At 60.0% G+C, this 21,544-nt stretch carries 19 protein-coding genes; 6 read left to right on the forward strand and 13 right to left on the reverse strand.

All coding sequences use genetic code 11. From position 1 onward, the window contains the following. Positions 1–169 precede the first annotated feature (169 nt). Positions 170–2,440 (forward strand): catalase/peroxidase HPI, encoded by a 2,271-nt coding sequence (gene katG / locus ACRRSD_RS03320; RefSeq protein WP_435037108.1) that lies wholly within the window; start codon positions 170–172, stop codon positions 2,438–2,440. A 260-nt stretch (positions 2,441–2,700) separates the two neighbouring features. Here katG and pepN read toward each other — a convergent pair whose 3' ends face one another. Genes pepN through ACRRSD_RS03350 form a run of 6 tightly spaced genes read right to left on the reverse strand, consistent with a single transcriptional unit; the run spans position 2,701 to position 9,218 of the window. Then, entirely contained in the window at positions 2,701–5,358 is a 2,658-nt protein-coding gene (pepN, locus tag ACRRSD_RS03325) for an aminopeptidase N (protein WP_435037109.1), read from the reverse strand. A 10-nt stretch (positions 5,359–5,368) separates the two neighbouring features. Continuing rightward, positions 5,369–6,199 carry a DUF2797 domain-containing protein gene (locus tag ACRRSD_RS03330; RefSeq protein WP_007919231.1) on the reverse strand — a complete coding sequence of 277 codons (831 nt, stop codon included), beginning with the start codon at positions 6,197–6,199 and terminating at the stop codon, positions 5,369–5,371. After that, positions 6,196–6,456 (reverse strand): YeaC family protein, encoded by a 261-nt coding sequence (locus ACRRSD_RS03335; protein ID WP_007919229.1) that lies wholly within the window; start codon positions 6,454–6,456, stop codon positions 6,196–6,198. Before ACRRSD_RS03335 ends, ACRRSD_RS03330 begins: the two co-directional genes overlap by 4 nt. Before the next feature lie 34 nt (positions 6,457–6,490). Then, positions 6,491–7,360 carry a rhomboid family intramembrane serine protease gene (locus ACRRSD_RS03340; protein WP_435037110.1) on the reverse strand — a complete coding sequence of 290 codons (870 nt, stop codon included), beginning with the start codon at positions 7,358–7,360 and terminating at the stop codon, positions 6,491–6,493. Continuing rightward, entirely contained in the window at positions 7,357–8,328 is a 972-nt protein-coding gene (locus tag ACRRSD_RS03345; protein WP_435037111.1) for a metallophosphoesterase, read from the reverse strand. The genes ACRRSD_RS03340 and ACRRSD_RS03345 overlap by 4 nt, the downstream gene beginning before the upstream one ends. Next, a complete protein-coding gene (locus tag ACRRSD_RS03350) occupies positions 8,328–9,218 on the reverse strand; it encodes an NAD(+) kinase (RefSeq protein ID WP_003224174.1) in 891 nt (296 codons plus the stop codon). Before ACRRSD_RS03350 ends, ACRRSD_RS03345 begins: the two co-directional genes overlap by 1 nt. Positions 9,219–9,333: 115 nt before the next feature. Here ACRRSD_RS03350 and ACRRSD_RS03355 point away from each other — a divergent pair, with 115 nt between their 5' ends. After that, positions 9,334–10,284, forward strand: coding sequence for a DUF1853 family protein (locus ACRRSD_RS03355; protein ID WP_435037112.1), 951 nt, complete (start codon positions 9,334–9,336; stop codon positions 10,282–10,284). A gap of 129 nt (positions 10,285–10,413) precedes the next feature. On the opposite strand, the gene ACRRSD_RS03360 is transcribed toward ACRRSD_RS03355, so the two are convergent. After that, on the reverse strand, positions 10,414–11,697 hold the full coding sequence (locus ACRRSD_RS03360) for an arsenic transporter (RefSeq protein ID WP_435037113.1): 1,284 nt from the start codon (positions 11,695–11,697) through the stop codon (positions 10,414–10,416). A gap of 170 nt (positions 11,698–11,867) precedes the next feature. Continuing rightward, the gene (locus ACRRSD_RS03365; RefSeq protein ID WP_007910565.1) at positions 11,868–12,425 is read right to left on the reverse strand and encodes an NADPH-dependent FMN reductase; all 558 of its coding nucleotides are present in this window, start codon (positions 12,423–12,425) and stop codon (positions 11,868–11,870) included. Positions 12,426–12,609: 184 nt separating this feature from the next. Here ACRRSD_RS03365 and ACRRSD_RS03370 point away from each other — a divergent pair, with 184 nt between their 5' ends. Both ACRRSD_RS03370 and ACRRSD_RS03375 read left to right on the forward strand, forming a co-directional pair. Next, positions 12,610–12,840 (forward strand): hypothetical protein, encoded by a 231-nt coding sequence (locus ACRRSD_RS03370; protein ID WP_007910567.1) that lies wholly within the window; start codon positions 12,610–12,612, stop codon positions 12,838–12,840. Positions 12,841–12,925: 85 nt separating this feature from the next. Beyond that, on the forward strand, positions 12,926–13,819 hold the full coding sequence (locus ACRRSD_RS03375; RefSeq protein WP_435037114.1) for a LysR substrate-binding domain-containing protein: 894 nt from the start codon (positions 12,926–12,928) through the stop codon (positions 13,817–13,819). Here ACRRSD_RS03375 and ACRRSD_RS03380 read toward each other — a convergent pair. From ACRRSD_RS03380 to ACRRSD_RS03400, 5 genes are all read right to left on the reverse strand, one after another. Beyond that, on the reverse strand, positions 13,785–14,399 hold the full coding sequence (locus ACRRSD_RS03380) for a GNAT family N-acetyltransferase (RefSeq protein ID WP_102899182.1): 615 nt from the start codon (positions 14,397–14,399) through the stop codon (positions 13,785–13,787). The two genes, ACRRSD_RS03375 and ACRRSD_RS03380, sit on opposite strands and share 35 nt — an antisense overlap. A gap of 14 nt (positions 14,400–14,413) precedes the next feature. Then, entirely contained in the window at positions 14,414–16,669 is a 2,256-nt protein-coding gene (locus ACRRSD_RS03385; protein ID WP_435037115.1) for an Orn/Lys/Arg decarboxylase N-terminal domain-containing protein, read from the reverse strand. Between the two features lie 143 nt (positions 16,670–16,812). Further along, positions 16,813–17,571: a DNA polymerase III subunit epsilon gene (gene dnaQ, locus ACRRSD_RS03390; protein WP_435037116.1), complete on the reverse strand. Its 759-nt coding sequence runs from the start codon at positions 17,569–17,571 to the stop codon at positions 16,813–16,815. A 216-nt stretch (positions 17,572–17,787) separates the two neighbouring features. After that, positions 17,788–18,258, reverse strand: a complete 471-nt coding sequence (rnhA, locus tag ACRRSD_RS03395) for a ribonuclease HI (RefSeq protein WP_007910572.1) — start codon at positions 18,256–18,258, stop codon at positions 17,788–17,790. Positions 18,259–18,349: 91 nt separating this feature from the next. Further along, positions 18,350–19,108 (reverse strand): class I SAM-dependent methyltransferase, encoded by a 759-nt coding sequence (locus ACRRSD_RS03400; RefSeq protein WP_038366031.1) that lies wholly within the window; start codon positions 19,106–19,108, stop codon positions 18,350–18,352. Between the two features lie 66 nt (positions 19,109–19,174). On the opposite strand from ACRRSD_RS03400, the gene gloB reads away from it, so the two are divergent. Both gloB and ACRRSD_RS03410 read left to right on the forward strand, forming a co-directional pair. Further along, positions 19,175–19,942: a hydroxyacylglutathione hydrolase gene (gene gloB / locus ACRRSD_RS03405; protein ID WP_435037117.1), complete on the forward strand. Its 768-nt coding sequence runs from the start codon at positions 19,175–19,177 to the stop codon at positions 19,940–19,942. A 99-nt stretch (positions 19,943–20,041) separates the two neighbouring features. Continuing rightward, on the forward strand, positions 20,042–21,505 hold the full coding sequence (locus ACRRSD_RS03410; protein WP_038366034.1) for a transglycosylase SLT domain-containing protein: 1,464 nt from the start codon (positions 20,042–20,044) through the stop codon (positions 21,503–21,505). Positions 21,506–21,544 lie beyond the last annotated feature (39 nt).

Raw genomic sequence — 21,544 nt, forward strand, 5'->3', positions numbered from 1 at the left:
GCAGGCAGCCACTTTCGGCTCATCCGTGAAGCGCTCCGAAAGAAGCTGAAAGACTTTGCCTATCAGCCTCCAATAGTCGGCCTATTAGCTGACTCCCCAAGTCGGGTCTAGCCTTACTAGTCCGAAGTCGGCACGAGCCGGCCGTAGCAGACCTGATAAGGACCCGAACATGGCAAACGAATCGAAATGCCCGTTCAACCACGCAGCCGGTGGTGGTACGACGAACCGTGACTGGTGGCCGAATCAACTCAACCTGAAAATTCTGAGTCAGCACTCGCCCAAGTCCGATCCGTTGGGCAAGGACTTCGACTACGCCAAAGCCTTCAAAAGCCTCGACTTTCAAGCCCTGAAACAAGATCTCAATGCGCTGATGACCGACTCTCAGGACTGGTGGCCAGCCGACTTCGGCCACTACGGCCCCCTCTTCATCCGCATGGCCTGGCACAGCGCTGGCACTTATCGCACCGCCGATGGCCGTGGTGGCGCCGGCTCCGGTCAGCAACGTTTTGCGCCACTGAACAGCTGGCCGGACAACGTCAGCCTCGACAAGGCCCGGCGCCTGCTGTGGCCGATCAAGCAGAAATATGGCCGCAACATTTCCTGGGCCGACCTGATCGTTCTCACGGGTAACGTCGCGCTGGAATCCATGGGTTTCAAAACCTTTGGCTTCTCCGGTGGCCGCCCCGATGTGTGGGAGCCGGACGAAGATGTCTACTGGGGTTCGGAACACGAATGGCTGGGCGGCGACAGCCGTTACGGCAAAGACAAGTCCGCCATGCAGGAGCCCGGCGACGGCACGCTGGTGGCTGAACCGGATTTGCATGGCAAAGAAGAGAGCCGCACCGATCAGGGCGAACGCAATCTGGAAAACCCGCTGGCTGCGGTGCAAATGGGCCTGATCTATGTGAACCCTGAAGGTCCTGAAGGCAATCCGGACCCGGTCGCCTCAGCCCGTGACATCCGCGAAACCTTTGGCCGCATGGCCATGAACGATGAAGAAACCGTAGCGTTGATCGCTGGCGGTCACGCCTTCGGGAAAACCCACGGCGCCGGCCCTGCCGATAACGTCGGGCCAGAGCCGGAAGCGGCCGGCCTCGAAGAACAAGGCCTCGGCTGGCGTAACGCCTTCGGCACCGGCAAGGGTGGCGACACCATTACCAGCGGCCTGGAAGTAACCTGGACCACCACACCGACAAAGTGGAGCAACAATTACCTGGAAAACCTGTTCGGCTTCGAGTGGGAGCTAAGCAAGAGTCCGGCCGGTGCGCATCAGTGGAAACCGAAAAACGGCGCCGGCGCCGGGACGATTCCCCACGCCCACGACCCGAACAAACGCATTGATCCAACCATGCTGACGTCTGACCTGGCGTTGCGTTTCGACCCGGCCTACGAGCAGATCTCCCGGCGCTTCCTCGCCAACCCGGATCAACTGGCCGACGCCTTCGCCCGTGCCTGGTACAAACTGATCCACCGCGACATGGGCCCGCTGTCGCGCTACCTCGGCCCGGAACTGCCGAACGAAGAGCTGCTGTGGCAGGACCCGATTCCTGATGTCACTCACCCGTTGATCGACGACAGCGATGCTGCTGCACTGAAAAGCAAAGTCCTCGCTTCGGGACTGTCGGTGTCGCAACTGGTCTCGACCGCGTGGGCAGCGGCCTCGACGTTCCGTGGTTCAGACAAGCGCGGCGGCGCCAACGGTGGTCGTCTGCGTCTGGCACCGCAGAAGTTCTGGCAGGCCAACCAGCCTGAACAACTGGCCCAGGTGCTGCAAACCCTTGAAGGCATTCAGAACGAGTTCAATGGCGGAGCCGCTGGCAAGAAAGTCTCGCTGGCAGACCTGATCGTGTTGGCCGGGAATGCCGGCGTCGAACAAGCAGCGAAAAATGCCGGCCATTCGGTCACGGTGCCGTTCACTCCGGGACGTACGGATGCCAGCCAAGAGCAAACCGATGTCGACTCGTTCGGTTTCCTTGAACCGATTGCCGATGGCTTCCGCAACTACAGCAAAGGCAAATACACCGTGTCGGCCGAGGCGCTGCTGATCGACAAGGCGCAATTGCTGACCCTCACCGCACCGGAAATGACTGTGTTGCTAGGTGGTTTGCGGGTGTTGAATACCAACGTCGGGCAGACCCGGCATGGCGTGTTCACCTCGCAGACCGAGGCGCTGACCAATGACTTCTTCACCAACCTGTTGGACATGGGGGTGGAGTGGAAGCCGACTTCAAGGGATGCCGATGAGTTCGAGGGGCGTGATCGTAAAACCGGTAGCGTGAAATGGACGGCGACGCGGGTGGATCTGGTGTTTGGTTCCAACGCGCAATTAAGGGCGTTGGCTGAGGTGTATGCCAGTTCGGATGCGAAGGAGCAGTTCGTCAAAGACTTCGTCGCGGCCTGGACGAAGGTCACCAACCTGGACCGGTTTGACCTGAAGTAATTTTTTGGGAAGTGAAAACGCCGCATTTTTTAATGCGGCGTTTTTTTGTGTGTATGGTTTGGGGGGTGTGGTGGTGCTGAAATCCTACCCCCTCACCCCAGCCCTCTCCGCCAAGGGGTAGAGGGGGAAAGGGAGCAGATTGGGGGCCTTTCAGATCCTGAGTTCGACTCAGGACTTTCAGGTCGGCGTAACTCGTCTATCCAACCCGGTCAGTTCCCTCTCCCTCCGGGAGAGGGTTAGGGAAAGCCCCACCACAGGTATCAAGCCAGGCTCTTGCTCACCACCTCATACACATCACTCGACAACTGCCCCGAAGCCCGAATCCGCTCCAGCTCGCCCTTCATCAGCGCCTGCCGCGCGCTGTCGTATTTGCGCCAGCGGGTCAGCGGCGCCAGTTGGCGCGAAGCGATCTGCGGGTTGAAGCCGTTCAGCTCGATCACCAGATCCGCGAGGAAGCGATAACCCGAGCCATCGGCCGCGTGGAAGTTGATCAGGTTCTGCCCGGCAAACGCGCCGACCAATGCACGCACCTTGTTCGGGTTCTTGATGTTGAACGCCGGGTGCTGCATCAACGCCTTCACACGTTCCAGGCCGCCCGGCAAAGTGCTGCCGGCCTGCACGCTGAACCACTGATCCATGACCAGCGGGTTGTCCTTGAAGTGCTCGGCGAAACTGGCCAGCGCCAGAGCTTTCTGCTCTTCGAACGGCGAGTTGACCAACACCGCCAGCGCGGTCAGCCGCTCGGTCATGTTGTCGGCCGCTTCGAACTGCTCCAGCGCCGCCGCGAGGACTTCCGGCTTGCCGCTGAGCATCAGGTACGACAGCGCAATGTTCTGCAGCGCGCGACGGGCGAAATGCTCGGCTTCGGCCACGTACGGAGTCTTCTTCGACAAATCACGGTTGGCCTGATAACGCAGCCACAGCGCCTCGAACAAACCTTCAGCCAATTGCTGGCGAGCGAACTCGCGAGCGATATGGATCGCATCGACGTCAGCCACTTCGCTGATTTCAGTGAGGTACGCCTCACCCGGCAGCGAGAGCATTTCGGCGACCATGGCCTGATCGAGCGATTCGTCCGAGAGCACCGTGCGCAGCGCCGACACCAGGCGCGGGTCGAGCTTCAGGCTCTCGCCCTTCTGCTGCTGGCCGATCAACTCTTGCAGGACCTGCACCGACAGTTGCTGACCGGCATCCCAACGATTGAAGCCGTCGCTGTCGTGCTGCATCAGGAACATCAACTGATCGCGGTTGTACGGGAAGCTCAGCTTCACCGGTGCCGAGAAACCGCGCAGCAGCGATGGCAGCGGCTGTTCAGCGATGTCAACGAAAGTGAAGGTCTGCTCGGCTTCAGTCACCGAGATCACGCGGGTGGTGCCTTGTGCCGAAGCTTCACCGCTCAGGCGCAGGGCAATCTCGTTGCCTTGGCTGTCGAGCAGGCCGAGTTCGACCGGAATCACGAACGGCAGTTTTTCAACTTTGTCCGGGGTTTCCGGGCAGCTCTGGCGGAAGGTCAGGCTGTAGGTTTTCGCAGCGGCATCGTAAGACTCGTTCACCGCCAGACGCGGCGTGCCAGCCTGGCTGTACCAGCGCTTGAACTGGGTCAGATCGACGCCGTTGGCATCTTCCATGGCCTTGATGAAGTCGTCGCAGGTCACCGCTTGACCGTCATGACGTTCGAAGTACAGATCGCTGCCCTTACGGAAGCCTTCGGCGCCGAGCAAGGTGTGGATCATGCCAACCACTTCCGAACCCTTCTCATAAACGGTCAGGGTGTAGAAGTTGGAGATTTCGATGAAGCTGTCCGGGCGCACGGCGTGAGCCATCGGGCCGGCATCTTCGGCGAACTGGTGGGTGCGAAGATAAGCCACGTCCTGAATGCGCTTGACCGTGGCCGAGTTCATGTCAGCAGAGAAGCCGGAATCACGGAACACCGTGAAGCCTTCTTTCAGCGACAGCTGGAACCAGTCGCGGCAAGTCACGCGGTTGCCCGACCAGTTGTGGAAGTATTCGTGGGCGACGATTGCTTCAACGCGCTGGTGCGCAGCGTCGGTCGCGGTTTCGGCACGGGCCAGTACGGCACTGGAGTTGAAGATGTTGAGGCCTTTGTTCTCCATCGCGCCCATGTTGAAGTCATTCACGGCGACGATCATGAAGATGTCCAGATCGTACTCGCGACCGTAGACCTCTTCGTCCCAGCGCATCGACTTCTTCAGGCTGTTCATCGCGTGCTGGCACTTGTCGATGTTTTCCGGCTCGACGTAAATGCGCAGCGCGACGTTGCGCTGGGTCATGGTGGTAAAGGTGTCTTCAACGCACCACAAATCACCGGCCACCAGCGCGAACAGGTACGCCGGTTTCATGAACGGGTCTTCCCACGTAGCCCAGTGCCGGCCGTCTTCGCCCGGGCCCGAGGCGATCGGGTTGCCGTTGGACAGCAGCACCGGATAGCTGTGCTGCTCGGCGACCACGGTGGTGGTGAACTTGCTCATCACGTCCGGGCGGTCGAGGTAATAAGTGATCTTGCGGAAACCTTCGGCCTCGCACTGGGTGCAGAACATCGTGCCGGACTTGTACAGGCCTTCCAGTGCGGTGTTGGTTTCCGGGTGGATCCTGACGCTGGTGTCGAGCGTGAAGGTCTCGCTGGCCGGTTGCAGGGTCAGGTGGTTTTCGGTCAACTGATACTCACCGTCAGACAGCGCCTGATCGGCCAGACTCACAGACAACAATTCCAGCTGCTGGCCATCGAGTACCAACGGCGGCAGGCCCGGGCCACGCGCCGGGTTGCGGCGCATGACCAATTGCGCGTGCACCAGGCTGTGATCCTCGAACAACTCGAAGGTCAGGTGTGTTTCATCGATCAGGTATTCGGGCGCCTGATAGTCCTTCAGGTAAATCATCTTCGGTTGTTCGGTGCGCATGCTGGCGTCCTTATTGATGCACGGCGAGCTGATAGGCCGTGTACTTGCGAATGTTGATCACGCCGGTGTCGAAGATCAGGTACTGGCCCTTGATCCCCAGCAGCGTGCCTTCGGCAATCGGGTTCTTGTCCAGGTTGAAGCTGACGATCTTGGCCGGGTATTGCTCGACCGGGTAGCGGATTTCCAGCGGTTCGACATCGGCAATCGTCTGAATGGCTTGTAGGCCGAATCGCTCCTGCAAACCTTGCAGGCCTTCGGCGCAGCTTTCGAATAACTGGTCACGTACCTGCGCCAGATCGACCGCCGCCGCATCGCCCTTGAGCAACGCGCGCCAGTTGGTTTTATCAGCCACCTGGCTACGGAACAAATCTTCGACGAAGCCCGATTGCTGACGTGTCGACACGCGCATGATCGGCAATGCCTGACACGCACCCTGATCGATCCAGCGAGTCGGCAGTTGCGTAGCACGAGTGATGCCAACCTTGATGCCCGACGAATTGGACAGGTAAACCACGTGATCGGTCATGCAGAACTGCTCGCCCCAAGCAGGGTCGCGGCACGTGCCGGCGTCATAGTGGCAGCGCTCCGGGCTCATGATGCACAGATCGCACTGCGCCAGTTTGGTCATGCACGGGTAGCAATAGCCCTGACTGAAACTGGTTTTGGTCTTGCGCCCGCAATGGGTGCAGTGGATCGCCCCCAGATACTCCAGACGCACCGTGGTGCCGATCAACGGGTTGACCGGCACCTCGACATCATCCAGACGAAACGCGTATTGCACGTTTGGCCCGTCCAGGCGCGCCGACATTTTGCTGATTGCACCGCGGCCAATCTCGATCAATGGATGGCATCCGACTTGAACAGGATGTTCGGCACTTCGATCGACTTCGACGCACATTCCTGCGGGCCCATGTAACCGGTGCGCTGATCTTCAGGCAGGTTCTGGATTTCCCAAGCGATCATCGCCTGCAACGACAGCTCGCGCTGCTCGGCTGTGAGCTTGCCACCGTCGGACCATTTGCCGATTTCCACGGCCAGTTTCAGACTCTCGTAGATGTCCGGGGTGATGTTGTTGATCATGTCGTTAAAAGAGGACATCAGGGTCTCCGTGCTCTTTATCTGCAGAAAAATGTCAGGCCGCCAGTTTACGGCGGTTATACAAACCGCCCAACAAACCGGTGAAGCATCCGATGAGTAACCCGCCGACGTGGGCGGCGTTGGCGATTTCGCCGAAACCGATCATCGAGATCAGCCCGGACATGCACACCAGCAACCACACCAGCATCATCACCAGCACGCCACGCGGCAGACGATAGGCCGGGTTCGGCGCCAGCAGCTGGAAGATCCAGCAATGCCCGAGCAAACCGTAAAGTACGCCGGACAGACCACCGAACAAGGTCGCGCCGCTCCAGACAAACTGCGCATAGTTGGAAACGAGGCTGAACAGCAGCGTCAGGCCGATCAGGTTGATACTGCCCTGGCGCGACTCGATACGCCGGCCCAGCTCCCAATACCACATGCCGTTCATGGCCAGGTGGAGGATGCCGAAGTGGATCAGCATCGGCGTGACCAGCCGCCACCACTGCCCCGCCGCCAGACTGTCGGCCAACGGTGTGAAACGAATGTATTCGCCGACTACCTGAAAATCGAGGAAAGTCAGCCAGCGCAGGGTTTGCAGGTTCTCACCGAGGTACGTCAATCCGCCAACGATCAGGCAGAGCAACAGGATGAACCCTGTGGCCTTGGCGTATTTCAGTTGCTCGGCAAAGCTCGGCCGCTTGAAGGTCGGCGCGACGGGGATGTCCATTTGCTGATCGGGATCGCCCGCCGGGAAGCGTTCGTACAAGGAGCGCACGTCTTCGCTGATTTCCGCCGGCGCCCACAACACTTGCTCGCCCGCCTCTTCGCTGACGCGATGCGGCACCTGCATGCGTTGCAGCAGTTTGACGAAACCGCTCAGATCGACTGCCAACGGCAGACGCAATACCGCTACCGCACTCATTGCAGCACCTCCGGCCGCTCGACATCGACCCAGACAAATTTATGCGGATCCAGACGTGTTTCCTGATCCAGACGATAGGCGACCAGTTTGCCGTAGAGCACCGCGCTGTAATCCAGACACGCGAGATTCGGGCGGATCGGCGCCGGTTTGCCGCTGCGCCAATAGTGGCCGACGAACAGCAACGGCTCGTCGACGCCGTAGCGCAGCAGGTTGTTTTTTTCGCTGGACGTCAGCGGAGTCTGGGCGACCGGTTCCGGCAATGCATCGGGCTGGAAGACGATGTCGCCGTAGGTTTTCGGGTCGTCTTCCCAGAACTTGGTGCGGAAGAACGAGCGCACCAGACCGTCACCACTGGTCATGGTCAGACCATCGGGAAGGCGCATGTCGGTGCCGCGCAGCAGACGGTCGAACACGGTGCAGGCGAAACTGTCCGGCACCGCCGAGGCCTGCAGGAAGTGTTCATCGATGCAGCCATTGGGGAACAGCGCGCGCAGCGGTTCGATCAGACCGGCATCCCAACAGGCATGCACCACCCGGAAGCGCCCGGCGTCGACAAACAGCGGCAGCTCATAGAACCAGCGCTGGAAATCATGCCAGTCGCCGGGATGATCTTCGAATTGGGTCAGGGTTTCGTGCAGCAGGCGTGCGTGGCGCGGCGTGTGTTCGCGCACGAACTGCTTGCCGCTGCCCGGTAGCGCCGGGGTGCTCCAGCCCAACGCGTTGAATTCGTGGTTGCCCATGATGCACAAGGCCTGACCGGCCTCGACCATGTCGTGGACGATGTGCAGCGCTTCGCGAATGCGCGGGCCACGGTCGATGATGTCGCCGACGAACACGGCCATGCGCGATGGATGCCGCCAGACCCCGCCTTGCTTGTGATAACCGAGACGGTCCAGCAAGTGTTCGAGGGTCAGAGCGCATCCGTGCACGTCACCAATCAGGTCATAACTGCGCGCGGGATCGAGCATCAGTCGCCTCCACCGCCCAGCTTGCTGCCCCAGCCGAGCTTGGTCCGGCAGACTTCGTAGTAGTTGTGGTCGAGCGGATGAATCAGCCGCAGCTTCTGCGCTTTTTTGCTGACGGTGATGGTGTCGCCCGGCGCGCAGGTGAAATGGTTCTGCCCGTCGCAGGAGACTTGCGGGTAAATCTGCATGTTTTTCGACACGACGATTTTCAGCTCACTGTTGCCATCGACCACAATTGGCCTACTGGACAACATATGGGGGTACATCGGCACGATCACAATGGCATCGAGCTTGGGATGCATGATCGGCCCGCCGGCAGACAGCGCGTACGCGGTGGAACCGGTCGGCGTGGCGACGATCAGGCCGTCGGCCTTCTGGCTGCAGACGAACTGGCCGTCGATATACAGTTCGAACTCGATCATCCGCGTCGATTTGCCCGGGTGCAGCACCACATCATTGAGCGCATCGCCTTGGCCGATAGCCTCGGCATGCCGGCGCACTTCGGCTTGCAGCAGGAAGCGGTTTTCCACCAGATAATGGCCGTCGAGCACCTTGGCGACTTCGACTTCCAGCTCGTCCGGGCGAATATCGGTGAGGAAACCGAGGCTGCCACGGTTGATACCGAGCACCGGAATATTGTGTTTGGCCAGCGCCCGCGCGGCGCCGAGCAAGCTGCCGTCACCGCCGACGACGATGACCATGTCGCAGACTTCGCCGAGCATCTTGCGCGACGAGGTTTGCAGGCCGTGGCCCGGCAGAACTTCGGCGATGGTGTCTTCGAGGATCACATGCAGGTGACGATCGAGCAGAAACCGTTTCAGTCGGCGGACGGTATCCAGCACCTGGGAACTGCCCAGGCGACCGATGATGCCGATATTACGAAATTGCTCCATGGGACCTCTGCGGACAATCGAAAACGCGAAAAGCACGATTATGGGCGAAAGCCTGCGATAGACAAAATCCTTTCAGCCTCAAGGGTGTGCTCGAGTTTGCGGCTATGCTCGCAAGATGATCCTATTTCCTGACTTGCTGCAGTTGCCCCACCAATTACGCCACCCGGAAGTGCGCGATCTGGCGTGGGTGATCCTCGCCCCGCCGATGCTCGCCACCACACCGTGGCCGCAGCGCCATCCGCTGGCGGGTAGTGAATGGGTGCACGATCCTGAACGTCTGGAACTCTGGCTGCGTCAGTTGGATCGCGACAGTTATGGCTTGCTGCATTGGTTGTCGCAGGCGCGCACGCGGCGTCTGGGCCTGTATTACGAACGGCTGTGGCAGTTTGCCGTAGAGCATGCGCCGGGCATCGAACTGATCGCCGCCAACCTGCCGATCCGCCGCGAAGGCCACACTCTCGGTGAACTGGATATGCTGCTGCGTGACCGCGATGGCGTGCATCACCTCGAACTGGCGATCAAGCTCTACCTCGGCCCGCAGAATGGCGACGGCCGTGATCCGGCGCAGTGGCTGGGACCGGGTTGTCATGATCGGCTCGATCGCAAACTGGCGCACCTGGCCGAACATCAGTTGCCGATCTCGGCACGTCCGGAAAGCCGCGAAGTGCTGGCGGCACTGGATATCGAAGTGTTTAGCGCGCAGCTGTGGCTGGGTGGTTATTTGTTGTACCCGTGGCCGGGACAGGCTGAATCACCGAGCGGCGCACATCCGCAGCATTTGCGCGGTAGCTGGTTGCATCAGAAGGATTGGCCGGCGTTTGTCGCGCAACGCCCGGCCGGGCGCTGGCAACCCCTGCCCCGCCATGCCTGGCTGGCGCCGGCGCATTATCCGGCGGATCAGACGTGGACTTTGGAACATTTACGGATGTGGCTGGAAGACCTGGAGCCGCTGGCACCGGCACAGCTGATGGTGCGCCTGACCGAGAATGCGCGGGGGGAATGGGAAGAGGCGGAGCGGTTGTTTCTGGTATCGGATCTTTGGCCGAATGTCCCCGGCCAGGCCTGAAGTTTTTAGTGCCAGACCCGGCCTCTTCGCGAGCAGGCTCGCTCCCACATTTGGACCGCATTTCAAATATGGGAGAGGTAACACATTCCCCTGTGGGAGCGAGCCTGCTCGCGAATGAGCCGACTCGGTTTATAGGGAAAGCCGCACAGCCAAAGCCGCCAACGTCACCAATAACACTGGCACCGTCAGCACAATCCCGACCCTGAAGTAATACCCCCAGCCAATGTGTATCCCCTTGCGCTCCAGCACATGCAGCCACAACAACGTGGCCAGGCTGCCAATCGGCGTGATCTTCGGCCCCAGGTCACTGCCGATCACGTTGGCATAAATCATCGCCTCCTTGACCACCCCGCTCGCCTGACTGGCATCAATCGACAACAAACCAATCAACACCGTCGGCAAGTTATTCATGATCGACGACAGCAACGCCGTCAGCACCCCCGTGCCCATGGCCGCGCCCCACACGCCGTGACCTGCGAAGACATCCAGCCAACCGGCCAGATACCCGGTCAGCCCGGCGTTACGCAGGCCATACACCACCAGATACATGCCCAACGAGAAAATCACGATCTGCCACGGCGCTTCTTTCATCACCTTGCGCGTGGAAATCTTGTGGCCACGGGCGGCGATGCCCAGCAACAGCGCGGCGCACACGGCGGAAATCGCACTGATCGGAATGCCCAAGGGTTCTAGCGCGAAACAACCGATCAGCAGAATCACCAACACCACCCAACCGGCGTAAAACGTGGCTTTATCGTGGATCGCGGTTTCGGGATGTTCGAGTTGCTCAGGGTCGTACGACGCTAGAATGTCGCGACGGAAAAACCACAGCAACATACCCAGCGTTGCCGCGACGCTGACGAAGTTCACCGGCACCATCACCGCCGCGTAGCGATTGAAGCCGATGTGAAAGAAGTCCGCCGAAACGATGTTGACCAGATTCGACACCACCAGCGGCAGGCTCGCGGTGTCCGCGATAAACCCCGCGCCCATGACGAACGCCAACGTCGCCGCCGGGGAAAACCGTAGCGCCAGCAACATCGAAATCACGATCGGGGTGAGAATCAGCGCCGCACCGTCATTGGCGAACAACGCCGACACCAGAGCGCCGAGCAGCACCATAAAGGCAAACAGCTTGCGCCCACTGCCGCGCCCCCAGCGCGCCACGTGCAATGCGGCCCAATTGAAGAAACCGGCTTCGTCGAGCAGCAGGCTGATGATGATCAGCGCGACGAAGGTGCCGGTGGCATTCCAGATGATCTGCCACACCAGCGGGATATCGCTCAGGTGCACAACGCCGAAGATCAGCGCCAGCACGGCGCCCAGCGTCGCACTCCAGCCGACGCCGAGGCCTTTGGGTTGCCAGATGACAAGGGTAATGGTCAGCAGGAAAATCAGTGACGCAGCGAGCATCCGCAACAGCCTTCAAAGAGTGAGGTAAAAAGGCCACGACGAGTGCCGAGCCAGAAAGATAACCTGTGGGAGCGAGCCTGCTCGCGAAAGCGCACTGTCAGTCGCCATTGATGCAAAGGCTGACGACGCCTTCGCGAGCAGGCTCGCTCCCACAGGGGATTTCGGTGAAGTTACTTCTTGTGTTGCTCTACGAATTGACCGTAGGCATTGATAAAACTTTGCAGAAAAGGTTTCACCGACTCACTCAACTTGCCCGCCTCATCAAACGCCGAACCCGCGCCACCCAGATACGCTTCAGGCTGCTGCATGCACGGCACATTGAGAAACACGAACGACTGACGCAGATGCTGATTTGCACCAAAACCACCGATCGCGCCGGGCGATACACTGATCACCGCGCCCGGCTTACCACTCCAGACAGCTTTGCCGTAAGGCCGCGAACCGACGTCAATGGCATTCTTCAACGGTGCGGGCACCGAACGGTTGTATTCAGGCGTAACAAACAGCACCGCGTCGGATGAACCCACTTTTTCCCGGAAAGTGCTGTAGGCTGCCGGCGGTGAATCACCGTCGATGTCTTCGTTATAAAGAGGCAGATCGCCAATTTCGACAATCTCAAGCTTGAGGTTGGCCGGGGCCAGCTCCGCCAGTGCCAGGGCGACTTTACGATTGATCGATGCTTTACGCAGGCTACCGACCACTACAGCGACGTTGTAGACATTGCTCATGGAAGACTCTCGATGGTCCGTGGGAGGAGCCCGTAGTTATAGATGATCCGGTGGCGATTCCACCAGCACACGATGGGAAATTCCCGCGAGCTGATTATTTTTTTCCTGTAGGAAAACTTACAGGCCTTGATGGCGGTCTACCAAGCCGCAAATCAAGCGTTTTATCTCCAGAGGTTCTAAGCAGATGGCAGCAGTACTCGTCGGTCAGTTCCATGCAAGAGATGCGGAAGGCCGCGTTTATTCCGTGCATGAGTTCCAGGAATCCAACCCGTCGGCAGACGGTTCCACTGGCTCGGAGCCGATTTACAAACTGGCGATTGGCGATCGCGTCAACAAGGTCAGCGAGAACGAGTTTCTCCTGGTCCAGTCAGGTATCACCCTGACGCGTGAACCCGAGCCAACCGTCGCTTCATAACTGACCGTTATGAGCAGAAGTCATATGCGCAGACTTGGGGTAGGATTCAGCCACTGACCCCACCTGCTGAACATGGACTTCACGCATGCGTTTACGTCATATCGAAGTGATTCAGGCGCTCTTGCAGACCGGTCACCTTGGCACCGCCGCCGAATGGTTGCAGTTGCCGGTGACCGAGGTCGAAGAGCGTTTGCGCGAAGCCGAGAGTCAGTTGGGGTTCATGCTGTTCGCCAGCGTGCGTGGACGCTTGCAATCGACGCCCGAAGCACGTGCGTTGCAGGTGGAAATCGCCCACGTTTATGAAGCGCTGGAACCCGTGCAACGGCTGGCCAGCAGCCTCAAGCAATACCTCGCCCCACCTGTGCGCATCATCGGCACCCCGCCGCTGGCGCAGCAATTACTGCCACAAAGTCTCGCCGCCCTGCGCCGACGTCTGCCGGATGCACCGTGCAGCCTGCTCAGTGCGCCGACCCGCGATATCGTCCGCAGCCTGTTATTGCGCGACAGCGATCTGGGCTTGAGCCTGCACGATCCCGAACATCCCGACATTGATTGCCGGCCACTGGCCCAGGGCAAGCTGCAACTGCTCGCGCCTCACGGCTGGCTGCAACCGAAACAGAAATACATTTCCCTGCCGGATCTGGCCGGTCAAGCGATGGTCGGCCTCGAAGGCCAGGACCCGTTGAGCCCGGCACTGGAAAACAAACTCCACGCGCTGCGCCCGGCACCAAACATCCAGACCCGCGTGCAAACCCATCAGATGATGCGCAGCATGGTCGAGGCCGGCGAAGGCCTGGCCATCGTCGACCCGTTTACCGCACTGGGCGCGCGCGCCGCCGGGCTGGATGTCTGCCCGCTGTCGCCGGCCGTGCCGATCAGCCTCTACGCCCTGACCTTCAAGCACGCTGCGCCAGCATCGGCGATTCAGACGTTACTGGCGATCATCACGGAACAAGCCGAGGCGATGCTGGCGAGCTGAGCGAGTTCTCCAGCGGGTTATCGAACAATCGATACCAGAACAGCGCCACTTCGGCGGTGTTCGGATCAATGCCGCGATAGCGCAACTGGTCAACACCGCCAATCACGTAGCCGCAACGCTCATACAATCGACAGGCGCCGAGGTTGTTGTTCTGGGTTTCGAGCATGATCCCCGGCAGTTTCTTCTTGCGACTCCAGAACTGCGCCACATCAAGCAGCGCTTTAGCCACACCATGGCGCCGGGCCGGCGCATGCACCGCTAGCTCATCGATATGCGCGAAGCCGTTCCAGTTGGTGCTGATCACCAGATGGCCGACCGGCTCATCGTCGAGATAGGCCATGAAAATCGCGCTATCCGGCGCGTTGTGGAAAGCACTGAACTCCTCGGGGTCGATGCCGTAGCATTTGCGGTACGGCACGATCGGCGTCACCCGCCACTGCTCGACAGGCTGGCCAATCACGGCGGCGCCATAGGCGGCGACCTCGAAACTGAAGTCGCTGCCCCAGATATACGGCGCAAAGCCTTCATCGGCGACGCGCACCGACAGCCCGGGGTATTTCGGATTCATGACCGGTTGCATACTGGGAAAAGTCCTCATTCCTTGACGCAATCGACGGTGTACTGCCGTCCATTGCCCTCATCTTCGTGCTGCAATCCATGCACATCCGCGACAAAACCGGGGAAGCTGCTATCGAACGTGCGAGCAAATTTCAGGTAATCAATAATCGAGCGGGTCGATTCGGTAAAGCGTTCGCCGGGCATGATCAGCGGAATCCCCGGCGGATACGGCACCAGCATCACCGCGGCGATGCGCCCCTCCAACTCATCAATGGGCACTGCCTCGACTTCGCCGCGCACCAGATGATCGTAAGCGTGAGCAGGTTTCATGGCGATTTCCGGTAGCACGGTGTACATGCGCTTGAGGTGTTTGGCCGTGGCGTTGCTGCGGTAGCAGGCGTGCAACTGATCGCACAAATCGCGCAGACCCATGCCGCGATAACGTGCGGTGTCTTGCTGTGCCACACACGGCAGGCAAGTTTCCAAACGCACGTTGGCGTCGTAGCTGCGTTTGAATTCCAGCAATTCGGTGAGCAGCGTGCTCCATTTGCCTTTGGTGATGCCCATCGAGAACAGCACCAGGAACGAATACAACCCGGTTTTCTCCACCACCAGCCCACGCTCCCAGAGGAACTTGCTGACCACCGCCGCCGGGATGCCCTTCTCGCTCAGCGCACCGCCGGCGTTTAGCCCCGGCATCACCAGCGTGACCTTGATCGGGTCGAGCAAGACGTAATCGTCACTGACTTCGCCAAAACCGTGCCATTCGGCATCAGGTTGCAATAACCAGTCCTCGGTTTGCACACGATCAATACCTTCGACACCCGGCGGCTGCCAGATCGAAAACCACCAATCATCAGCGGCGATGTGCTGACGCAGATTTGCCAGCGCGCGGCGGAAGCTCAGCGCTTCATCAAAGGTTTCCTGCAACAGTGAACGTCCGGCCGGGCCTTCCATCATTGCCGAGGCCACATCCAGCGAAGCGATGATGCTGTACTGCGGCGAGGTCGAGATGTGCATCATGAACGCTTCATTGAAACGGTCGCGGTCGAGTTGCCGCGCGCCGCCGTCCTGTACATGAATCATCGACGCCTGACTGAACGCCGCCAGCAGTTTGTGCGTGGAATGCGTGGTGAACACCAGCGGGCTGTCTGCGCTGCGTGAGGTGGCCATGCCGTAGCGACCGGCGAAGAACTCATGAAACGCCGCATAGGCGTACCAGGCTTCGTCGAAATGCAGCACTTCGACGCTGTTGCCGAGGCTTTGCTTGATCAGCTCGGCGTTGTAGCAGAGGCCGTCGTAGGTCGAATTGGTGACCACGGCGAGTTTGACTTTCGGCGCACGGCCCTTGGTCAGCGGGCTGGCATCGATCTTCGCTTGAATCGATTCGCGGCTGAATTCGCTCAGCGGAATCGGCCCGATAATTCCCAGCTCATTGCGCTCCGGGCACAGGTACAGGGGAATCGCACCGGTCATGATGATCGCGTGCAATACCGACTTGTGGCAGTTGCGATCGACCAGCACCAGATCATCGCGCGCAACCATCGAATGCCAGACAATCTTGTTGGCGGTCGAGGTGCCATTGATCACGAAAAAGGTGTGATCGGCGCCGAAATTGCGTGCTGCACGCGCTTCGGCTTCGGCGAGCGGCCCGGTGTGATCGAGCAGCGAACCAAGCTCTGGCACCGACACCGACAAATCCGAACGCAAAGTGTTTTCACCAAAGAACTGGTGAAACGCCTGCCCTACCGGACTTTTGTGATACGCCACACCGCCGCCATGCCCGGGCGTGTGCCAGGAATAGTTGGAATCGGCGGTGTGCTGCACCAGCGCCTTGAAAAACGGTGGCAGCAAGCCATCCAGATATTTGCGCGCCGCCCGCGCCACTTGCCGCGCCAGAAACGGCACGGTGTCCTCGAACAGATAGAGAATGCCGCGCAACTGATTGAGCTCGGCCATGGCGTCGGCCGGGGCGTTTTCCAGGGTGACTTGCTCACCGAGGGCGAAGATCGGTAGATCCGGCGCACGCACCCGCGCCAGGCCGATCAGTTCGGCCATGTTCTGCAACAGATGCGAATTGGTGCTGGCGTCCTCGGCGGCAATCAACATGCACGCGAGACCGTGGTGGGTCGATGCCACCAGCCGCCCTTCGGCGTAGTCGATGGCCGAAACGATATTGAAACCTTCCTGCTCCAACTCCCGGGCGATGCCACGGATACGATCACCGGCGACCGTGTCGGCCTTGATATCGCGATGAACGATCAACACCGGAAACTTCAAATCTTTGTACATGAGGCTCAGTGTCCCGAGGCGGCAGGTTTGAATCTGCCAATGCACTCAGGGTAGAGGGTTGCAGCGAATGTGGCGAGGGTGGCCAGTTGGCTTCATGGCGCCAAAAGCAAAGATCGCAGCCTGGGCTGCGATCTTTTGGTCTCTCAAGCCTGGGCGTCAGCTTCGGCGATCTGCGTCCACATCGCCGGCCCACCCGCCGACTTGGCAATAATTTCCAGCCGCACCAGATGCGCTGCCAGCTCCTCTTCCGTCGCACGAATGATTCGCGCTGGTTGGCGATCCGCCGGCAGACGACGAATCTCGGTCGCCGAGTTGTCCGCGCCATCGCCCGTACCATTGCCGTCAGACGCATTGCCCGCCAGCGACAGACTGGTCTGGCCACCGGTCATGGTCAGGTAGACGTCGGCGAGAATCTCCGAGTCGAGCAAAGCGCCGTGCAGTTCACGGCCGGAGTTGTCGACGCCATAACGTTTGCACAACGCATCGAGGCTGTTGCGCTGCCCCGGGTGACGTTCCCGGGCCATCATCAGGGTGTCGAGGATCGAGCAGTGCTGGGTGATGTCGGCGCGATCATGCTGGCCCATCAGCGCGAATTCGTTGTTGATGAAGCCAACGTCGAACGCCGCGTTGTGGATGATCAGCTGCGCGCCTTTGATGAACTCGAAAAACTCATCGGCGACTTCGGCAAAGCGCGGCTTGCCGACCAGGAATTCGTTGGTGATGCCGTGAACACCGATGGCGCCTTCATCACTCTCGCGATCCGGCTGCAGATAAACGTGAAAATGCCGGCCGGTCAGACGCCGCCCCATCAGTTCGACGCAACCGATTTCAATGATCCGGTGACCATCGGTCACCGGCATGCCGGTGGTTTCGGTATCGAGTACAACGGATCTGGTGGCCATCAGTGTTCAGCTCTCAACGGGTCGATCTTGCAAAAAACGCGGATGTTAACACGCTCGGCGGGGTGTTTCAGTCAGACCGTGGCGCCCCATTCGCGAGCAGGCTCGCTCCCACATTGGAATGCATCCCAATTCAGGGAAGGGGCATCAGATTTGGAATACATTTCCCTGTGGGAGCGAGCCTGCTCGCGAAGGCCGCGCCACGGTGTAACGACAAATTCAGCTCTGCTTGTAACCGCGAACCTCATCCACCCCACGGTTAGCTAACTGGTCCGCCCGCTCGTTACCATGATGGCCAATATGCCCACGCACCCATTTCCAGGTGACCTTGTGGCGGTTGACCTGCTCATCCAGCTCTTTCCACAGATCAGCGTTCTTCACCGGCTCTTTGGCCGCGGTTTTCCAGCCGCGCTTCTTCCAGTTGGCCATCCACTCGTTGATGCCCTTCATCACATACTGCGAGTCAGTCACCAGCAGCACTTCGCACGGACGCTTCAAGGCTTCGAGGCCACGGATGGCGCCGAGCAGTTCCATGCGGTTGTTGGTGGTGTTGGCTTCGCCGCCCCACAGTTCCTTTTCGACGCCCTTGCACACCAACAAGGCGCCCCAGCCGCCCGGGCCGGGATTGCCTTTGCAGGCACCGTCGGTGAACAGCTCTACGGTGTCGACGCTTTCAACGCTTTCGCTCATGCCACTCTATCCAGAAAAATACCTGTCTTGCCGATCACGGATCGACAATGACCGAGGCCGGAACAAGTCCGGCCACTTATAAAAAGAAGGTTTACGGTTCGATGCGGCGACGGTTGACCTTGGCCATCGGCAGCGGAATCAGCTTGCCCATCGGCTCGCGACGTTCCTGACGCAACGGCCGCAGCCCGACCACTATCTTGCGCGCGACCAGTAAATAGAAGCCGCCACCCGACAGTTGCCAGTCACCGGCCTTACGCTCCCAGCCAGCCAGACGGGCCTGCCACTTGGGTGACGCGAGCGGCGGACGATAGCACCCGAAGCGGCGTTTCTCCAGCGCAAAGCCCAGCAGATTGAGCCAGTCGGCGACCCGCGACGGCGAGATACAGCGTGCCTTTCGCAGGGCGTCGTGGGCGAAAACATGGCGCAGACCCCAGGTGCTCCACGGGTTGATGCCGATGATCAGCAAATGCCCGCCGGGGCGCACGCTACTCGCCGCTTCACGCAGCAATCCGTGGGGCGACAGGCAGAAATCCAGACCGTGCTGCATCACCACCACATCGGCAGCATGCTCGCTCAGCGGCCAGGCTTGCTCTTCGCAGACAATCTCGACCCCCGGTAACGGCGCACCGAGGCGAACGTTGCGCTGCACTTGCGGCGCCGCCGGCGGAGTTTCGGCCGAGGGGCCGTAATGCACCAGATAACCGCCGAAGAACCGGCCCAACTCGTCTTCGAGCATGCGCCGCTCTTCATCGAGCAGAAATTGCCCGAGCGGGCCGGACAGCCATTCACGGGCTGCGCCGATCAGGGCCAGCCAGTCAGGATCAGCCTGTGCGAACGCTTTATCACTCATCGCATTCTCCAAAGCGCCAGGAACTACTAAGATGCGCCAATGTTTTCCGCTTGGCGAATTCCGACGATGATACAGATCAGTGCCCTGCCCGCGTTCACCGATAACTACATCTGGTTGTTACAGGATCACCGCACCCAGCGCTGCGCGGTGGTCGATCCGGGCGATGCCGCACCGGTACAGGCGTGGCTCAAAGCGCATCCGGGCTGGGTGTTGAGCGATATTCTGATCACCCACCACCATCATGATCATGTCGGCGGCGTCGAACGCCTGAAAGCGGCGACCGGCGCCAAGGTCTACGGCCCGGCCAGCGAAAACATTCCGGCGCGCGATGTGGCGCTCAAGGACAACGACACGGTCAGCGTGCTCGGCTGGGACTTCGACGTCTATGCGGTGCCCGGTCACACCTTGGGACACATTGCCTATTACCACCACGGCCTGCTGTTCTGCGGCGACACGCTGTTCGCTGCCGGTTGCGGCCGTTTGTTCGAAGGCACGCCGGAGCAAATGCACCACTCGCTCAGCCGCCTCGCCGCTTTGCCCGAAGATACGCTGGTCTACTGCACGCATGAATACACCCTGAGCAATCTCAAGTTTGCCGCTGCCGTCGAACCGGGCAACCCGGACATTGCCGCCCGTCTGGAAAAAGTCAGCCAGCAACGGCAAAACGGCGTGATGACCCTGCCCTCGACCCTGGCCTTGGAAAAGCTCACAAACCCGTTTTTGCGTACCTCTGAAACATTGGTTACACAAAAAGTGGACGAACGGGCAGGCGCTCAAAACCGGGCGCCGAGTGAGGTATTTGCGGCTCTGCGGGCCTGGAAAGATAAGTTCTAAGTGCCCCGCCACTTGGTACAAAAATTCTGAGTGGTTGACCTAGGGGGGTGCGCTTTCTAGAATCGCCCGACATTTTTGCCCGGAACTTACTTCCAGCCAATGTCGTCATCCATACGTAAGTCCGTCAATTCAGACGCATTGACCCGCCTGGCGCAAGCCATCGCGGTGGCTGTGTCCGCCACGCTGGCGGGCTGTTCCAGCCATGCTCCGCAGACTGAAGCGACCCATACGCCGAACATTGCTGCGCGAGCCAAGCAGAAGCCGATCTGGCTGACCGAAAAGCCCAGCCCACAGGTTCCCCAGGACATCTGGGAACGCATGCGCCAGGGCTTTCAGTTGCAGGAAGGTCTCGGCGTCAACCCGCGCATCGAGCAACAGCGCCTGTGGTTCGCCAGCAATCCCTCTTTCCTCGAGAACGCCGGCGAACGCGGCAGTCTCTATATTCACTACATCGTCGAACGCCTCGAAGAACGCAACATGCCGCTGGAACTGGCCCTGCTGCCAGTGATTGAAAGCGCCTACAACCCGATGGCCTATTCCCGGGCCGATGCAGTGGGGCTGTGGCAATTCATTCCGTCCACCGGGCGTTACTTCAACCTGCGTCAAACGCGTTTTTACGATGGCCGTCGCGATATCACCGCTTCGACCACGGCAGCGATGGACTACCTGACCCGCCTGCACGACATGTTCAACGGCGACTGGCTGCTGGCTCTGGCCGCGTACAACGCCGGTGAAGGCACGGTCAGCCGCGCCATCGAGCGCAACGAAAAGCTTGGCCTGCCCACCGACTACTGGAACCTGCCGCTGCCAGCGGAAACCCAGGCCTACGTGCCGAAGTTGCTGGCATTGTCGCAAGTGGTACTGGCGCCGGAAGCCTACGGCGTCAACCTCAACCCGATCGCCAACGAACCCTACTTCCAGGTCGTCGAAATCAACCAGCGCATGGATTTGTCCAAGGTCGCTGCGGTTGCCAACATCGACGAAGACGAACTGTTCCAGCTCAACCCTGCCTTCAAGCAACGCACCACCATCGACGGCCCCCAGCATTTGCTGGTACCAACGTCGAAGGCGCAACTGCTGACCGCCAGCCTGCAGACCATGCGGCCTGACGAGCTGATCAGCCCGCGTTCGCTGAAACCGGTGTTCGAAGGTGCTGACCCATCGGAAGTGGCCAAGCTCAAGCGGGCTTATCGCGTGAAGCGTGGCGACAACCTCGGTTCCATTGCCAAGGCCAACAAGGTCGAAGTAAAGGATCTGCAACGCTGGAACAAGCTGACTGGCAAGAACCTCAAGGTTGGCCAGACGTTGGTGATGCAGGACACCACCAAGCGCGCTCCGGCTCGCAAGTCTGGCCGGGTCAACACGGTGGTGGCGGCCAACAGCAAGAGCAAAGGCAAGGACGACAGCGCGCAGCAGACTCAGTACAAGGTCAAACGCGGCGACACGCTGTACGTCGTGGCCAAGCGCTTCAACGTTGAGATGCAGCATCTCAAGCGCTGGAATCCGGGTGCGGGCAAGGCACTCAAGCCTGGGCAGATGCTCACGGTTTATCAGCCGCACTGATGAAGAGCCCCTGAGTTTTCGGGGGCTTTTTTTTGGATC

Origin of the sequence: Pseudomonas neuropathica (genome assembly GCF_051174785.1) — a bacterium.
Taxonomy (GTDB): Bacteria; Pseudomonadota; Gammaproteobacteria; order Pseudomonadales; family Pseudomonadaceae; genus Aquipseudomonas; species Aquipseudomonas neuropathica_A.

Bases quoted from the DNA above. Each gene is read 5' to 3' on its own strand.
- ACRRSD_RS03345 (WP_435037111.1), bottom strand. From the start codon at position 8,328: ATGCTCGATCCCGCGCGCAGTTATGACCTGATTGGTGACGTGCACGGA.
- dnaQ (WP_435037116.1), bottom strand. From the start codon at position 17,571: ATGGCCACCAGATCCGTTGTACTCGATACCGAAACCACCGGCATGCCG.
- ACRRSD_RS03340 (WP_435037110.1), bottom strand. From the start codon at position 7,360: ATGAGTGCGGTAGCGGTATTGCGTCTGCCGTTGGCAGTCGATCTGAGC.
- ACRRSD_RS03350 (WP_003224174.1), bottom strand. From the start codon at position 9,218: ATGGAGCAATTTCGTAATATCGGCATCATCGGTCGCCTGGGCAGTTCC.
- pepN (WP_435037109.1), bottom strand. From the start codon at position 5,358: ATGCGCACCGAACAACCGAAGATGATTTACCTGAAGGACTATCAGGCG.
- ACRRSD_RS03365 (WP_007910565.1), bottom strand. From the start codon at position 12,425: ATGAGCAATGTCTACAACGTCGCTGTAGTGGTCGGTAGCCTGCGTAAA.
- gloB (WP_435037117.1), top strand. From the start codon at position 19,175: ATGATACAGATCAGTGCCCTGCCCGCGTTCACCGATAACTACATCTGG.
- ACRRSD_RS03360 (WP_435037113.1), bottom strand. From the start codon at position 11,697: ATGCTCGCTGCGTCACTGATTTTCCTGCTGACCATTACCCTTGTCATC.
- ACRRSD_RS03375 (WP_435037114.1), top strand. From the start codon at position 12,926: ATGCGTTTACGTCATATCGAAGTGATTCAGGCGCTCTTGCAGACCGGT.
- ACRRSD_RS03335 (WP_007919229.1), bottom strand. From the start codon at position 6,456: ATGTCCTCTTTTAACGACATGATCAACAACATCACCCCGGACATCTAC.
- ACRRSD_RS03385 (WP_435037115.1), bottom strand. From the start codon at position 16,669: ATGTACAAAGATTTGAAGTTTCCGGTGTTGATCGTTCATCGCGATATC.
- ACRRSD_RS03410 (WP_038366034.1), top strand. From the start codon at position 20,042: ATGTCGTCATCCATACGTAAGTCCGTCAATTCAGACGCATTGACCCGC.
- ACRRSD_RS03370 (WP_007910567.1), top strand. From the start codon at position 12,610: ATGGCAGCAGTACTCGTCGGTCAGTTCCATGCAAGAGATGCGGAAGGC.
- rnhA (WP_007910572.1), bottom strand. From the start codon at position 18,258: ATGAGCGAAAGCGTTGAAAGCGTCGACACCGTAGAGCTGTTCACCGAC.
- ACRRSD_RS03380 (WP_102899182.1), bottom strand. From the start codon at position 14,399: ATGCAACCGGTCATGAATCCGAAATACCCCGGGCTGTCGGTGCGCGTC.
- katG (WP_435037108.1), top strand. From the start codon at position 170: ATGGCAAACGAATCGAAATGCCCGTTCAACCACGCAGCCGGTGGTGGT.
- ACRRSD_RS03355 (WP_435037112.1), top strand. From the start codon at position 9,334: ATGATCCTATTTCCTGACTTGCTGCAGTTGCCCCACCAATTACGCCAC.
- ACRRSD_RS03400 (WP_038366031.1), bottom strand. From the start codon at position 19,108: ATGAGTGATAAAGCGTTCGCACAGGCTGATCCTGACTGGCTGGCCCTG.